This is a genomic window from Psychrobacillus sp. FSL W7-1457 (genome assembly GCF_038593405.1).
Lineage (GTDB): Bacteria > Bacillota > Bacilli > Bacillales_A > Planococcaceae > Psychrobacillus.
In genome coordinates this window covers 1-15,270 of the sequence record NZ_CP151993.1, presented here as the reverse complement: position 1 = coordinate 15,270, position 15,270 = coordinate 1, and the positions used below count along the sequence as shown (strand labels likewise).

Genomic DNA, 15,270 nt, shown 5'->3' with positions numbered 1-15,270 from the left:
CTTGCTTAGGGAGAGAGTGCCTTCGGCTTTTTTTTTCATTTTAAACAAAACAAAAAAGCCGCCACCGATTACTCGGTGACGACTTCCTTTAGTTGCCCAGCGACGTCCTACTCTTGCAGGGGGAGACCCCCAACTACCATCGGCGCTGAAGAGCTTAACTTCCGTGTTCGGTATGGGAACGGGTGTGACCTCTTCGCCATCATCACTAGACTTTTGAGTTGTTCACTCAAAACTGGATAAAAGACATCATATTAGAAACAAACCATTTGGTTAAGTCCTCGATCGATTAGTATTCGTCAGCTGCACGTGTCGCCACGCTTCCACCCCGAACCTATCTACCTCATCGTCTTTGAGGGATCTTACTTACTTGCGTAATGGGAAATCTCATCTTGAGGGGGGCTTCGTGCTTAGATGCTTTCAGCACTTATCCCGTCCACACATAGCTACCCAGCGATGCCCTTGGCAGAACAACTGGTACACCAGCGGTGTGTCCATCCCGGTCCTCTCGTACTAAGGACAGCTCCTCTCAAATTTCCTACGCCCACGACGGATAGGGACCGAACTGTCTCACGACGTTCTGAACCCAGCTCGCGTACCGCTTTAATGGGCGAACAGCCCAACCCTTGGGACCGACTACAGCCCCAGGATGCGATGAGCCGACATCGAGGTGCCAAACCTCCCCGTCGATGTGGACTCTTGGGGGAGATAAGCCTGTTATCCCCGGGGTAGCTTTTATCCGTTGAGCGATGGCCCTTCCATGCGGAACCACCGGATCACTAAGCCCGTCTTTCGACCCTGCTCGACTTGTAGGTCTCGCAGTCAAGCTCCCTTCTGCCTTTACACTCTTCGAATGATTTCCAACCATTCTGAGGGAACCTTTGGGCGCCTCCGTTACACTTTAGGAGGCGACCGCCCCAGTCAAACTGCCCGCCTGACACTGTCTCCTACCCGGGTTACGGGTATGGGTTAGAATTTCAATACAACCAGGGTAGTATCCCACCGACGCCTCCTCCGAAGCTGGCGCTCCGGGCTCTAAGGCTCCTACCTATCCTGTACAAGTTGCACCAAAATTCAATATCAAGCTACAGTAAAGCTCCACGGGGTCTTTCCGTCCTGTCGCGGGTAACCTGCATCTTCACAGGTACTATAATTTCACCGAGTCTCTCGTTGAGACAGTGCCCAGATCGTTACGCCTTTCGTGCGGGTCGGAACTTACCCGACAAGGAATTTCGCTACCTTAGGACCGTTATAGTTACGGCCGCCGTTTACTGGGGCTTCAATTCGCACCTTCGCTTGCGCTAAGCACTCCTCTTAACCTTCCAGCACCGGGCAGGCGTCAGCCCCTATACTTCACCTTACGGTTTTGCAGAGACCTGTGTTTTTGCTAAACAGTCGCCTGGGCCTATTCACTGCGGCTCTTCTAGGCTATTCACCCAAAAGAGCACCCCTTCTCCCGAAGTTACGGGGTCATTTTGCCGAGTTCCTTAACGAGAGTTCTCTCGCTCACCTTAGGATTCTCTCCTCGACTACCTGTGTCGGTTTGCGGTACGGGCACCTCCCACCTCGTTAGAGGCTTTTCTTGGCAGTGTGAAATCAGGAACTCCGGACATACGTCCTTGCCATCACAGCTCAATGTTACAGAGTGCGGATTTGCCTACACTCACACCTCACTGCTTGGACGTGCATAACCAACAGCACGCTTACCCTATCCTACTGCGTCCCCCCATCACTCAAACGGTGGGGTGGTGGTACAGGAATATCAACCTGTTGTCCATCGTCTACGCCTATCGGCCTCGACTTAGGTCCCGACTAACCCTGAGCGGACGAGCCTTCCTCAGGAAACCTTAGTCATACGGTGGATGGGATTCTCACCCATCTTTCGCTACTCATACCGGCATTCTCACTTCTAAGCGCTCCACCAGTCCTTCCGGTCTGACTTCAACGCCCTTAGAACGCTCTCCTACCACTGATACCAAAGGTATCAATCCACAGCTTCGGTGATTTGTTTAGCCCCGATACATTTTCGGCGCAGCGTCACTCGACCAGTGAGCTATTACGCACTCTTTAAATGATGGCTGCTTCTAAGCCAACATCCTGGTTGTCTAAGCAACGCCACATCCTTTTCCACTTAACAAATACTTTGGGACCTTAGCTGGTGGTCTGGGCTGTTTCCCTCTTGACTACGGATCTTATCACTCGCAGTCTGACTCCCAAACATAAATCATTGGCATTCGGAGTTTGTCTGAATTCGGTAACCCGGGATGGGCCCCTAGTCCAAACAGTGCTCTACCTCCAAGATTCTAACGTTTGAGGCTAGCCCTAAAGCTATTTCGGAGAGAACCAGCTATCTCCAGGTTCGATTGGAATTTCTCCGCTACCCACACCTCATCCCCGCACTTTTCAACGTGCGTGGGTTCGGACCTCCAGTAAGTGTTACCTCACCTTCATCCTGGACATGGGTAGATCACCTGGTTTCGGGTCTACGACCACATACTCATTCGCCCTATTCAGACTCGCTTTCGCTGCGGCTCCGTCTTCTCAACTTAACCTCGCATGTAATCGTAACTCGCCGGTTCATTCTACAAAAGGCACGCCATCACCCGTTAACGGGCTTTGACTATTTGTAGGCACACGGTTTCAGGGTCTATTTCACTCCCCTTCCGGGGTGCTTTTCACCTTTCCCTCACGGTACTGGTTCACTATCGGTCACTAGGTAGTATTTAGCCTTGGGAGATGGTCCTCCCGGATTCCGACGGAATTTCACGTGTTCCGCCGTACTCAGGATACACTCTGGAGGGAATGAACTTTTGACTACGGGGCTTTTACCCTATCCTGCGGACCTTTCCAGATCGCTTCGTCTAGCTCATTCTTTTGTAACTCCGTATAGAGTGTCCTACAACCCCAAGAGGCAAGCCTCTTGGTTTGGGCTCTTCCCGTTTCGCTCGCCGCTACTCAGGGAATCGAATTTTCTTTCTCTTCCTCCAGGTACTTAGATGTTTCAGTTCCCTGGGTGTGTCTCAGATGCGCTATGTATTCACGCAAATGTACTGCCCCATTACGGGCAGTGGGTTTCCCCATTCGGAAATCTTCGGATCGAAGCTCACTTACAGCTCCCCGAAGCATATCGGTGTTAGTGCCGTCCTTCATCGACTCCTAGTGCCAAGGCATCCACCGTGCGCCCTTATTAACTTAACCTAAAAGTTAAAAGTACTACACTTGCAATCACGTAAGTGATCACAATTTGAATATCTTGCGTTTGTTTCTTTTTTTGATGTCGTTTTATCCAGTTTTCAAAGAACAAGTTAAAAAGCTTTAAATGCTCATATAGAATGAACATTCAAAACTGAACTGCAAAACGTTAAGATACAGATAAAGATCTGTATTCCGAATATATCCTTAGAAAGGAGGTGATCCAGCCGCACCTTCCGATACGGCTACCTTGTTACGACTTCACCCCAATCATCTGTCCCACCTTCGGCGGCTGGCTCCCAAAAGGGTTACCCCACCGACTTCGGGTGTTACAAACTCTCGTGGTGTGACGGGCGGTGTGTACAAGGCCCGGGAACGTATTCACCGTGGCATGCTGATCCACGATTACTAGCGATTCCGGCTTCATGTAGGCGAGTTGCAGCCTACAATCCGAACTGAGAACGGTTTTATGGGATTTGCTCACCCTCGCGGGGTTGCGACCCTCTGTACCGTCCATTGTAGCACGTGTGTAGCCCAGGTCATAAGGGGCATGATGATTTGACGTCATCCCCACCTTCCTCCGGTTTATCACCGGCAGTCACCTTAGAGTGCCCAACTGAATGCTGGCAACTAAGATCAAGGGTTGCGCTCGTTGCGGGACTTAACCCAACATCTCACGACACGAGCTGACGACAACCATGCACCACCTGTCACCGCTGTCCCCGAAGGGAAAAGCCTATCTCTAGGCCGGTCAGCGGGATGTCAAGACCTGGTAAGGTTCTTCGCGTTGCTTCGAATTAAACCACATGCTCCACCGCTTGTGCGGGCCCCCGTCAATTCCTTTGAGTTTCAGTCTTGCGACCGTACTCCCCAGGCGGAGTGCTTAATGCGTTAGCTGCAGCACTAAGGGGCGGAAACCCCCTAACACTTAGCACTCATCGTTTACGGCGTGGACTACCAGGGTATCTAATCCTGTTTGCTCCCCACGCTTTCGCGCCTCAGCGTCAGTTACAGACCAGAAAGCCGCCTTCGCCACTGGTGTTCCTCCAAATCTCTACGCATTTCACCGCTACACTTGGAATTCCGCTTTCCTCTTCTGTACTCAAGTCCCCCAGTTTCCAATGACCCTCCACGGTTGAGCCGTGGGCTTTCACATCAGACTTAAAGGACCGCCTGCGCGCGCTTTACGCCCAATAATTCCGGACAACGCTTGCCACCTACGTATTACCGCGGCTGCTGGCACGTAGTTAGCCGTGGCTTTCTAATGAGGTACCGTCAAGGTACGAGCAGTTACTCTCGTACTTGTTCTTCCCTCACAACAGAGTTTTACGATCCGAAAACCTTCTTCACTCACGCGGCGTTGCTCCATCAGACTTTCGTCCATTGTGGAAGATTCCCTACTGCTGCCTCCCGTAGGAGTCTGGGCCGTGTCTCAGTCCCAGTGTGGCCGATCACCCTCTCAGGTCGGCTACGCATCGTCGCCTTGGTGAGCCGTTACCTCACCAACTAGCTAATGCGCCGCGGGCCCATCCTGTAGTGACAGCCGAAACCGTCTTTTAACATTTCCTCATGTGAGGGAATGGATTATTCGGTATTAGCCCCGGTTTCCCGGAGTTATCCCAATCTACAGGGCAGGTTGCCCACGTGTTACTCACCCGTCCGCCGCTAAATCAGAAGAAGCAAGCTTCTTCATCATCCGCTCGACTTGCATGTATTAGGCACGCCGCCAGCGTTCGTCCTGAGCCAGGATCAAACTCTCCATAATAGAGAACTTAAAAAGCTCATTTTGTTTTGCTGGCATCATCATTAAATGATGTCAAAATTGTTTTGCGTCAATCAAGCCGAAGCTTGTTGATGCTGTATGTCTTAACGTTTTGCATGTTCAGTTTTCAATGTTCATTGTGTCGTTTGTTCCGACAGCTTTATTATCATATCAAATTCTTATCTTGTTGTCAACAACTTTATTCAAATTGTTTTTTTGCAAATAAGAATTAAAAATGAGAACTTGATTACTATACCATCCTTTGAACCTATTCGTCAATACTTTTTAAGAATAAACTTTAGAACTATTTAAAGTATGAGAATCACTTATATAAGTTCTAAGTGATTCTTCTATATAACAGCCGTTTTAAAAAGGTTCTAGTGCTTGAGTTACCTTCTTTAATTTAGAAGGGTACTTCATTATCTTATCAATTGATTACACTTTCAATATGCAAGGATCTCTTTCCTGCCAAATCAATTATATGGCCAGTTTCCAAGAGACGGATCATAGGTCTCATTGGAGAATCTCTATGAATAAAGATAATCTCTCCCAGTTCTCCATCTGACAATCTCACCTTTGTGGAAATAGGTAAGTCACAGACAAGCGAGATGAGAGCATTGACTACTTCTATATTATACTTACCAAACTCTTCTTCTTTAATCATCTCTAACACTTTAAAAGAGGAAGCTTTAGCCCGATATATTCGTTCTGATGTCATTGCATGATAAACATCAGCCACAGCTATAATCTGAGAGAATAGAGATATATTGTTCATTCTTTCTCCTTTTGGATAACCACTTCCATCTAATCTTTCATGGTGCTGAAAGATTGCTAGTTTCATCTCTGGCTTCAGTAAAGGACTATCTTTAATAGCTTGGAAGCTAAAAATAGTATGTTTTTTGATTTCGGAAAACTCATTTTCCGTAAGTGGCGTCTTTTTGTCTCGAATCTTATAGTTTACCTTGGCCATTCCAGCGTCAGCTAATAAGCCAGCAGTCGCTATTTGGTTGATAAGACCCGGCTCGTAACGAAGCTTTTTAGCAATAGCTCCCGATAATATGCCTACAGCTATAGAATGGTGAGCTACATATTTATCCATAGAAGAAAAACTATTTAAAAGAGAAAATATATGCTTCTCCTGCATCGCACGATCTACTAAAGGCATAACAATATTTCTTAGTTTTGCTACATCAACCTTAATTCCTGTTTCCCATGCAGTAAACTCTTTAAAGAAGTTATTTACTGCTTGGTTATATAAGGTATTAAAGTTTGTTTTATTCGATAAGGAGTTACTATTTTTCTGCTCATCTACTTGTTTTTTATTGTTTAACTCGAGAATTTCTTCTTCTGACCTATTAAAGATATTTTCAACAGAGATAGGTACTTTAATAATATTAAATGCTCTTAGTACCTCAATATGCTCCCTAGAAACTTTTGTATCTTTACGCACAACTGGGGACTTTGTATTCACAAACAGATCTTCGGCTATTATACTACCAATTCTAACCTCTTCTAGATTTTGTAAGATATATTCCATTTGTTACCCTGCTTTTTCTTTTATTTTCCTTAATTATACTAAATTCTATTGATTCTTGTATATGGGAATTCTATGTTTCTATAATTAATATAAATCGTATTTACACTTAGCTGCAGTTATCTAACTAAAAAAACTACCCTTAAACAATGTCTAAGGGTAGTTTTTACTTATTCTTCTATTTCTTCTGTTGAGGATGAATCTTCATCAGGAGTAACAGCTGCTTCTTCAATATCAGCATCTATTACTTCTTCTTCCTCTTCTTTTTCTACTTTTGCTACGGTAGCAATTAACTCGCTGCCAGATAATCTCATTAGACGAACACCTTGTGTACTTCGTCCTGTCATAGAAATGTCGTTTACATCCATACGGATCAACATGCCATTAATTGTGATTAGCATCAAGTCTTCAGAGCCATCTACTGCCTTCACGGCACATAAAGGTCCATTCTTATCAGTGATTTGGCATGTTTTCACACCCATACCACCTCTAGTTTGCAATCTATACTCAGATTCTGGTGTACGTTTACCATAGCCATTCTCTGTAACCACTAGTATCTCTTGTCCAGGTTCTATAATTTCCATTCCTACTACATAATCGTCATCCTTCAAACGGATTCCTCTTACTCCTCCAGCAGTCCGGCCCATAGAACGTATATCTGTCTCTTCGAATCTTACTAGCTTACCTTGGCGTGTACCTATGATAATCTCTTTTTTACCGTTGGTTAAACGAACTCCTATCAGTTCATCCTCTTCTCGTAAAGAGATAGCTATTAAACCATTAGCACGGATATGTGCAAAACCTGATACTGGTGTTCTTTTTGTTACACCATGCTTGGTCGTAAAGATTAAGTAATTATCTTCTTCGAATGAAGCCATTGGGATCATCGCAGTTACATGCTCGTTTTTCTCAATGCCTAGAAGATTAACCAGTGGCAAGCCTTTTGCTGTGCGGCCATACTCTGGAATTTCAAATCCTCTTGCACGGTATACCTTACCATTATTCGTAAAGAATAGAATCGTATCATGGGTGGATGTGTACAATAAATGCTCAACGAAATCATCTTCATTAGTTCCCATTCCTTGTACCCCACGACCACCACGTTTTTGACTCTTATACGTATTTGCAGGTAAACGTTTAATATACCCTTTATTTGTTAAAGTAAGTACAGAATTTTCTACAGGTATTAGGTCTTCATCTTCAAAGACCTCTGCTCCTCCTGCAACAATCTCCGTACGGCGTTTATCTGCATAGCGATCTTTAATCTCTGTAATTTCTTCACGGATAATTTCAATTACTCGATATTCATTAGCTAAGATGAATTTTAGTTCCTCTATTAATTGAACTAATGCCTTATATTCTTCTTCAATTTTATCGCGCTCTAATCCAGTTAAACGTTGTAAACGCATATCCAGAATCGCTTGTGCTTGTCGTTCTGATAAATCGAACTGCTCCATTAAGCCGTTTTTTGCTATTTCTCCTGTTTGAGAAGAACGAATTAGCTTAATAATTTCATCAATATGATCTAATGCAATTCGTAAACCTTCTAGAATATGCGCGCGGTCTTCAGCCTTGTTCAATTCAAACTGCGTACGGCGACGAATTACTACTTTTTGATGTTCTAGATAATAGTAAAGCATTTCTTTTAGGTTCAACACTTTAGGCTGGTTGTCCACCAACGCTAACATATTAATACCAAAGCTCGATTGAAGTGCAGTTTGTTTGTATAAGTTATTGAGGAGCACGTGAGAATTTGCATCCTTACGAACTTCAATAACAATACGCATTCCGTTTCGATCTGATTCATCAGCCAAATGAGTAATTCCATCAATTTTCTTATCACGTACAAGCTCTGCTATTTTTTCAATTAGACGAGCTTTATTTACTTGATATGGAATTTCTTTAACGATAATTACTTCTTTACCGCTAGGCTTTTGTTCAATCTCGACCTTCGCACGGATTAGGATAGAGCCTTTCCCAGTCTCATAAGCACGACGGATCCCGCTACGGCCCAATATGATACCGCCTGTTGGGAAATCAGGACCAGGAATAATATTCATTAATTCCTCAATAGTGATGGCTGGGTTTTCCGTTAAAGCCAAAACCCCGTCTATTACCTCCCCAAGGTGGTGGGAAGGGATGTTAGTTGCCATACCTACGGCAATTCCTGAAGCTCCATTTACAAGTAAATTCGGATATCTACTTGGTAACACAACTGGCTCTTTTTCTTGACCATCATAGTTATCTTTATAATCTATCGTATTTTTATTTATATCGCGTAATAATTCTAAAGCAATTTTGGACATACGTGATTCTGTATATCGCATAGCTGCTGCTCCGTCTCCATCGACAGATCCAAAGTTACCATGACCGTCTACCAGCATGTAACGATAGCTAAAATCCTGCGCCATACGAACCATTGCATCATAAATGGAGGAGTCACCATGGGGATGGTATTTCCCCATTACGTCTCCTACGATACGAGCAGATTTTTTATGAGGCTTATCTGGTGTATTTCCTAGTTCTTGCATCCCATATAAAATTCGACGATGTACAGGCTTTAACCCGTCTCGTACGTCAGGTAATGCACGGGATACAATAACACTCATCGCATAGTCAAGAAAAGATGTTTTCATTTCTGTACTAATATTGATCCCTCTGACACCTTTATTCGGTATTTCTGACATCCTAAAGACCTCCAGTTAAACGCATTCTTAAATATCTAAATTTTTCACATATACAGCGTTGTCTTCGATAAACTGACGACGTGGTTCTACCTCTTCGCCCATCAGCTGTGTAAAGACTTCGTCTGCCTCCATTGCATTATCCAAGTTAACTTGAAGCAATGTTCGATTATCTGGATCCATCGTTGTTTCCCAAAGTTGGGTCGCATCCATTTCTCCAAGTCCTTTATAACGTTGAATGTTTGGCTTAGACGTTTTAGGCAATCGATCTAAAATTTCTTTTAGTTGTTCATCGTTATAGCAATACTCTACATGCTTTCCTTGTTTCACTTGATATAAAGGTGGTTGTGCTGCATACACATAACCTGCTTCAATCAATGGTCTCATAAATCGGAAGAAGAATGTAAGTAATAATGTTCGAATATGAGCTCCGTCTACATCGGCATCGGTCATGATAATGATTTTATGATAACGAGCTTTTTCTAAAATAAACTCTTCCCCAATGCCAGTGCCTAAAGCTGTAATCATAGTGCGAATCTCTGCATTTCCAAGTATTCTATCTAAACGTGCTTTTTCCACATTTAATATTTTCCCTCGTAATGGAAGAATAGCTTGGTAGTGACGATCTCGCCCTGATTTCGCTGATCCACCTGCTGAGTCACCCTCAACTATATACAATTCGCTATCTGCTGGAATACGGGAAGAACAATCTGCTAATTTCCCTGGTAAACTAGATACCTCTAAAGCTGACTTTCGACGAGTTAATTCTCGTGCTTTTTTCGCAGCTACACGTGCACGAGCAGCCATCAGCCCTTTATCCACAATTTTTCTAGCAATTTGAGGGTTTTCTAATAAAAATCGGTCAAAACCTTCAGCAAACAAACTATTAGTAATAGTGCTTACTTCGGAGTTACCAAGTTTTGTTTTGGTTTGTCCTTCAAATTGAGGATCGGGATGTTTTACTGAAACAATAGCAGTTAAACCTTCTCGTACATCATCACCAGACAAGTTTGTTTCTGAATCTTTTAGTAAACCATTTTTTCTTGCATAATCATTAATTACGCGAGTAAGGGCAGTTTTAAAGCCAGATTCATGTGTTCCGCCTTCATACGTATTAATGTTATTTGCGAAAGATAAAATATTTGATGAATATCCAGCGTTATATTGCATGGCAATTTCAATAGATATTCCGTCTTTCTCGCCTTCTACAAAAATAGCTTCTTCTGTAATTGGCTCTTTTGATTTATTTAGATCCTCTACGTAAGACTTAATACCACCCTCGTAAAGGTATTTAACTGATTTTTCTTGGCCTTCTCGTTCATCTGCAATAGTGATGGTCAAACCACGGTTTAAATAAGCTAATTCTCTTACGCGGTGCGCTAAGATATCATACTCATAAACAGTTGTTTCCGTAAAAATTTGCGAGTCTGCTTTAAATCTTGTAGTAGTTCCTGTTTCTAATGCTTCTCCCGTTACTTCTAAAGGTGAAGCAACAGCTCCTCGTTCAAACTTAATCGTATGAATTTTTCCATCGCGTTTAACATAAACTTCCGTATACTCTGACAAGGCATTTACTACTGATGCACCAACACCATGAAGCCCGCCGGACACTTTATATCCGCCGCCGCCAAACTTACCACCAGCATGAAGAACAGTCATAATAACTTCAACTGCAGGTTTTCCCATTTTTTCTTGGTTATCAACTGGTATACCACGGCCATTGTCTTCCACACGAATCCAATTGTCTTTTTCAATCGTTACAATAATATGATCGCAATAACCAGCGAGCGCCTCATCAATACTGTTATCAACGATTTCCCATACAAGATGGTGAAGTCCTTTAGAGCTAGTAGTCCCTATGTACATTCCGGGACGTTTTCTTACCGCTTCTAAACCTTCTAATACTTGTATCTGATCAGCATCATAAGATGGTTGTAAATCTTTCTCTTCCATTGCCAACTTGCTCACCCACTCTTTCATTACTTTCAATACTGGTGAATTTTATTTTATAACTGCCCCTTGTTCCACATGAAACATCTTTGCTTGTTTAATTGTGTCATGGGCTATTCCTTCAATACTTGTCGTTGTAACAAACGTCTGAACGTCACCATGAATAGTCGTTAATAGATGCGATTGTCGGTAATCATCTAATTCCGATAGAACGTCATCCAGCAATAAAACAGGAGCTTCACCTACCTCCTGTTTTATCAATTCGATTTCGGCTAATTTAAGTGATAAGGCTGTTGTTCTTTGTTGTCCTTGCGAACCATAAGTTTGAACATCATAGTCATTTACAAAAAATTTAAGGTCATCACGATGTGGACCATACAAAGTGACTCCGCGATCTAATTCTCTTTTTTGATTTTCAAATATTTTTGTCTCTAAAGTTGCCTTCATCTGACTTTCTGAATAGTCTGCTTTAATACCTATAGTAGAGTCATATGCAACTGTGAGTTTTTCTAATCCTCGAGAGATCCCAAAATGAATTGGTTCTGCCCACTTTTGAAGTAATTCCATAAATTGGAATCTTTTTTGAATTACTTTTACTGCAGCATTTATATATTGTTCTGTATAAACGTCAAACATGACATCATTTAACTTAGATTGACCTTGATGTTTTTTTAAAATATGGTTTCTTTGCTTTAAAATCTTTTGAAAGTTAAGCAAATCATGTAAATACCTAGGAGATATTTGTCCTATTTCCATATCTAGAAAACGTCTTCTGACTTGAGGACTACCTTTAACCAAAAACAAATCCTCTGGTGCAAACATGACAACATTAAGCTGACCTATGTAGTCACTGAGTCTATTTTGTTCTAGGTGATTCACCTTTGCTTTTTTTCCTTTTTTGGAGAGTATTAATTCCAAGGGGAGTCGTCCATATTTTTTGTGTATATCCCCTATTATTTTACCATACTCTGCTTCCCAGCGTATCAATTCTTTATCATTAGAAGTTCTATGAGACTTCGCCATTGATAATACATATAGGGATTCCATTAAGTTAGTTTTACCTTGGGCATTTTCCCCAATCAACACATTTATTTTGGAGGAAAAATCCAATTCTATTGAATCGTAATTACGGAAGTTTTTAAGCTCAAGTCGTTCAATATACATATTACTCTCCGTTCTCAGGTCCAATCATTAGAAATTTTCCTACTCCTGGAATATTCACTACATCTTTGTTTCTTATTTTTCTACCTCTTCGTTGATCTGCTTCTCCGTTTATATATACGGTATTTTCGCTCAAAAACCATTTAGCCATTCCACCTGAACTTATTGCGTCTGTCATCTTAAGTAATTGACCTAAGGTAATAAATTCCGAATCAAAACGAATCTCTTCCACTAATTATTCAACCTCTTCTCATTTTGTTTATCCCACCATTTTACCCTAATAAAGCAAATAAGTAAAAAAGATAGCCACTATTGGTGACTATCTCTTGTTTATGCTGTTTAGTAAGTTCTTACCGGAAGGATTAATTGCAAGATTGAATCGTCATGTACAGATTTTAAAACAAACGGTCTCATAGTTCCTGCAAAAAGAATTTTAACATCTTGACCATCAATCGCCTTTAGTGCATCCATCATGTATTTAGCACTGAAAGAAATTTTAAGCTCTTCGCCTTCTATAGTTTCCGCAAGAATTTGTTCTTCTACTTTTCCGATTTCAGGAGAGTTGGAGGAAACTTCTAAGGAATTTAAATCTAGAGTTGAAAAACGAACAACATTATTTCTTTCTTCTCGTGCCAATAAGGAAGCACGATCTATTGCTTGCAATAAAGATTTACCGTTAACGACAATAGTTGTTTTATATTCGCTTGGGATCAGTCTAGATGTGTCAGGGTAATTTCCTTCTAACAATCTAGAGTAAAATAATACATCCTCTGTTTTGAATAATATCTGCTGCTGAGTCATAACTATAGCTACTTCAGAAGAAGTTTCTTCTAGAATTTTATTTAATTCATTTAAGCTTTTTCCTGGAATTACTACGCTATATTTTTCTTCAGGTAAATCTTTTAATGCTGTTTTTCTTTTTGCTAGACGATGGCTGTCTGTAGCTACACAGTGGAGCTCCCCATCAATAACCTGCCAATTCACTCCAGTTAATACCGGTCTGCTTTCTGATGTAGAAACAGCAAAAACTGTTTCTTTAATAATAGATTTCAACAAGTCAGAAGGAATGTAGAATTGTCGATCTTCTTCAAGTTGAGGTAACAAAGGATATTCACTAGCATCAATGCCTATTAAGTTAAATTCTGATTTACCCGAACGGATATGTGTGTGGAATTGGTTTGTAACTTCAATTTCTACATCGTTTGTAGGTAATTTACGAACAATCTCACTAAACATTCTTGCTTGGACAACTATTGATCCTGGTTCTACAATTTTTATAATTTGTTCTCCATTTTTTTCAACTGGTATAAATGTTTGGATCGTAATATCTGAATCACTACCAGTTAAATACAAACCTTCTTTTGTTACTTCTAATTTTAATCCAGTCAATATAGGAATTGTTGTTTTAGAACTTACGGCTTTCATTACATCATTTAGTCCATTTAATAGACTATCTCTCATTACTTCAAATTTCATTTTAGTACCTCACTTATATATTTATTATTTATTAAAAGATTAATAGATATAGTAATAGGGCTTGTGGATATGTTGATAAGTGCATATTTCGCTATATTTCGCTACATATCCCCATGTGTATAACTTGTGTTTAAGTATGGATCTAAAATAGGAACTTATCCACAATCTAATTATCTACCGAGGATAGATTTTATTTGCTTAATATCATCCTGCAGGTTCATATCTGTTTTTAGCATCGTTGCTATTTTATCGTGTGCATGAATTACTGTAGTATGATCACGTCCACCAAACTCTTCGCCAATTTTAGGCAATGAGAAATCAGTTAGCTCGCGGGAAAGAAACATAGCTATCTGACGAGGGAATGCGATAGATTTAGTACGCTTTTTTGCAGTAAAATCCTCTAATCTAATATGAAAATGCTCTCCTACAACCTTTTGAATATCTAAGATGGTAATAATTCTTGGACGTGCATTTGGCAGAATATCTTTTAATGCCTCAGCAGCCAAGTCGATATTAATATCTTTATTAACAAGCGAGGAATAGGCCACTACGCGAATAAGTGCACCTTCAAGCTCTCTTATATTCGAGTCAATTTGGTTTGCGATATAGGCCATAACTTCATCAGAAATATCTAAACCGTCTGCGCGTGCTTTTTTACGTAAGATAGCAATTCTTGTTTCTAAATCAGGTGGTGCTATATCTGTTATCAAGCCCCATTCAAAACGGGAGCGTAAACGATCCTCTAAAGTGGGAATCTCTTTAGGTGGTCTGTCACTAGAGATAACAATTTGTTTAGATTCTTCATGTAATGCATTAAAAGTATGAAAAAATTCTTCTTGAGTTGATTCTTTTCCGGCAAGGAACTGAATATCATCTATTAAGAGAACATCTACGTTTCGATACTTATTTCGGAAGTCTACTGCTTTGTTATCGCGAATAGAATTAATAAATTCGTTCGTGAATTTTTCAGAAGATAAATAAACCACTTTTGCATTCGGATTGTGTTCTTGAACATAGTGTCCAATCGCGTGCATTAAGTGGGTTTTTCCTAATCCAACTCCTCCGTAAATGAAAAGAGGATTATATGCTTTTGCAGGTGCTTCTGCTACAGCTAAAGAGGCAGCATGGGCAAAACGGTTACCAGAACCAATGACAAAAGTATCAAATGTATTTTTTGAGTTAAGCATTCCAGGAGAAAAGTCTGGCTGATCATCTGGAGTAACCGGTGTTTTTGGCTTTGGTATTTCAAAGTCATCAAAGTCCTGACCCTTAGGTACTACAAAAGAAATTAATAGTTCATTGCCAGTAAGTTCAGTAAGAATGCCAGCAATTAAATGAACATAGTGATTTTCGAGCCAATCCCTAGCAAAGGAATTGGGCGCAGCTATGGTTACAGTGTCTCCCTTATAAGAAAGCATCTTTGTTGATTTTAACCAGGTTTCGAAGCTTGGTTTCGATGTTTTCTTTTCTACTTCAGAGAGAACTTTAGCCCAAAGTTCTTCAAAGTGTTCCAA

Annotated in this window: 7 protein-coding genes and 3 rRNA genes; all 10 read right to left on the bottom strand. The window is 41.2% G+C overall.

Going from position 1 to position 15,270, the window contains the following annotated elements; genetic code table 11:
* Positions 1–94: 94 nt before the first annotated feature.
* The 10 genes from rrf to dnaA all read right to left on the bottom strand — a co-directional run bounded on the left by rrf (position 95) and on the right by dnaA (position 15,270).
* Positions 95–210: ribosomal RNA gene (gene rrf, locus NSQ95_RS00050) — 5S ribosomal RNA — on the bottom strand.
* Positions 211–266: 56 nt separating this feature from the next.
* A 23S ribosomal RNA gene (locus NSQ95_RS00045) occupies positions 267–3,195 on the bottom strand.
* Between the two features lie 205 nt (positions 3,196–3,400).
* Positions 3,401–4,954: ribosomal RNA gene (locus NSQ95_RS00040) — 16S ribosomal RNA — on the bottom strand.
* The 16S, 23S and 5S rRNA genes sit together here, the layout of an rRNA operon.
* 424 nt (positions 4,955–5,378) lie before the next feature.
* Positions 5,379–6,488, bottom strand: coding sequence for an HD-GYP domain-containing protein (locus NSQ95_RS00035; RefSeq protein ID WP_340881186.1), 1,110 nt, complete (start codon positions 6,486–6,488; stop codon positions 5,379–5,381).
* A gap of 167 nt (positions 6,489–6,655) precedes the next feature.
* Positions 6,656–9,172, bottom strand: a complete 2,517-nt coding sequence (gyrA, locus tag NSQ95_RS00030; RefSeq protein ID WP_340881188.1) for a DNA gyrase subunit A — start codon at positions 9,170–9,172, stop codon at positions 6,656–6,658.
* 27 nt (positions 9,173–9,199) lie between these two features.
* Positions 9,200–11,122: a DNA topoisomerase (ATP-hydrolyzing) subunit B gene (gene gyrB / locus NSQ95_RS00025; RefSeq protein ID WP_340881190.1), complete on the bottom strand. Its 1,923-nt coding sequence runs from the start codon at positions 11,120–11,122 to the stop codon at positions 9,200–9,202.
* Between the two features lie 48 nt (positions 11,123–11,170).
* Complete coding sequence (recF, locus tag NSQ95_RS00020; protein WP_340881192.1) at positions 11,171–12,283, bottom strand: DNA replication/repair protein RecF; 1,113 nt, start codon at positions 12,281–12,283, stop codon at positions 11,171–11,173.
* A gap of 1 nt (position 12,284) precedes the next feature.
* On the bottom strand, positions 12,285–12,512 hold the full coding sequence (gene yaaA, locus NSQ95_RS00015) for a S4 domain-containing protein YaaA (protein WP_340881194.1): 228 nt from the start codon (positions 12,510–12,512) through the stop codon (positions 12,285–12,287).
* Between the two features lie 107 nt (positions 12,513–12,619).
* A complete protein-coding gene (dnaN, locus tag NSQ95_RS00010) occupies positions 12,620–13,756 on the bottom strand; it encodes a DNA polymerase III subunit beta (protein WP_169359831.1) in 1,137 nt (378 codons plus the stop codon).
* A gap of 170 nt (positions 13,757–13,926) precedes the next feature.
* Complete coding sequence (gene dnaA, locus NSQ95_RS00005; RefSeq protein ID WP_340881197.1) at positions 13,927–15,270, bottom strand: chromosomal replication initiator protein DnaA; 1,344 nt, start codon at positions 15,268–15,270, stop codon at positions 13,927–13,929.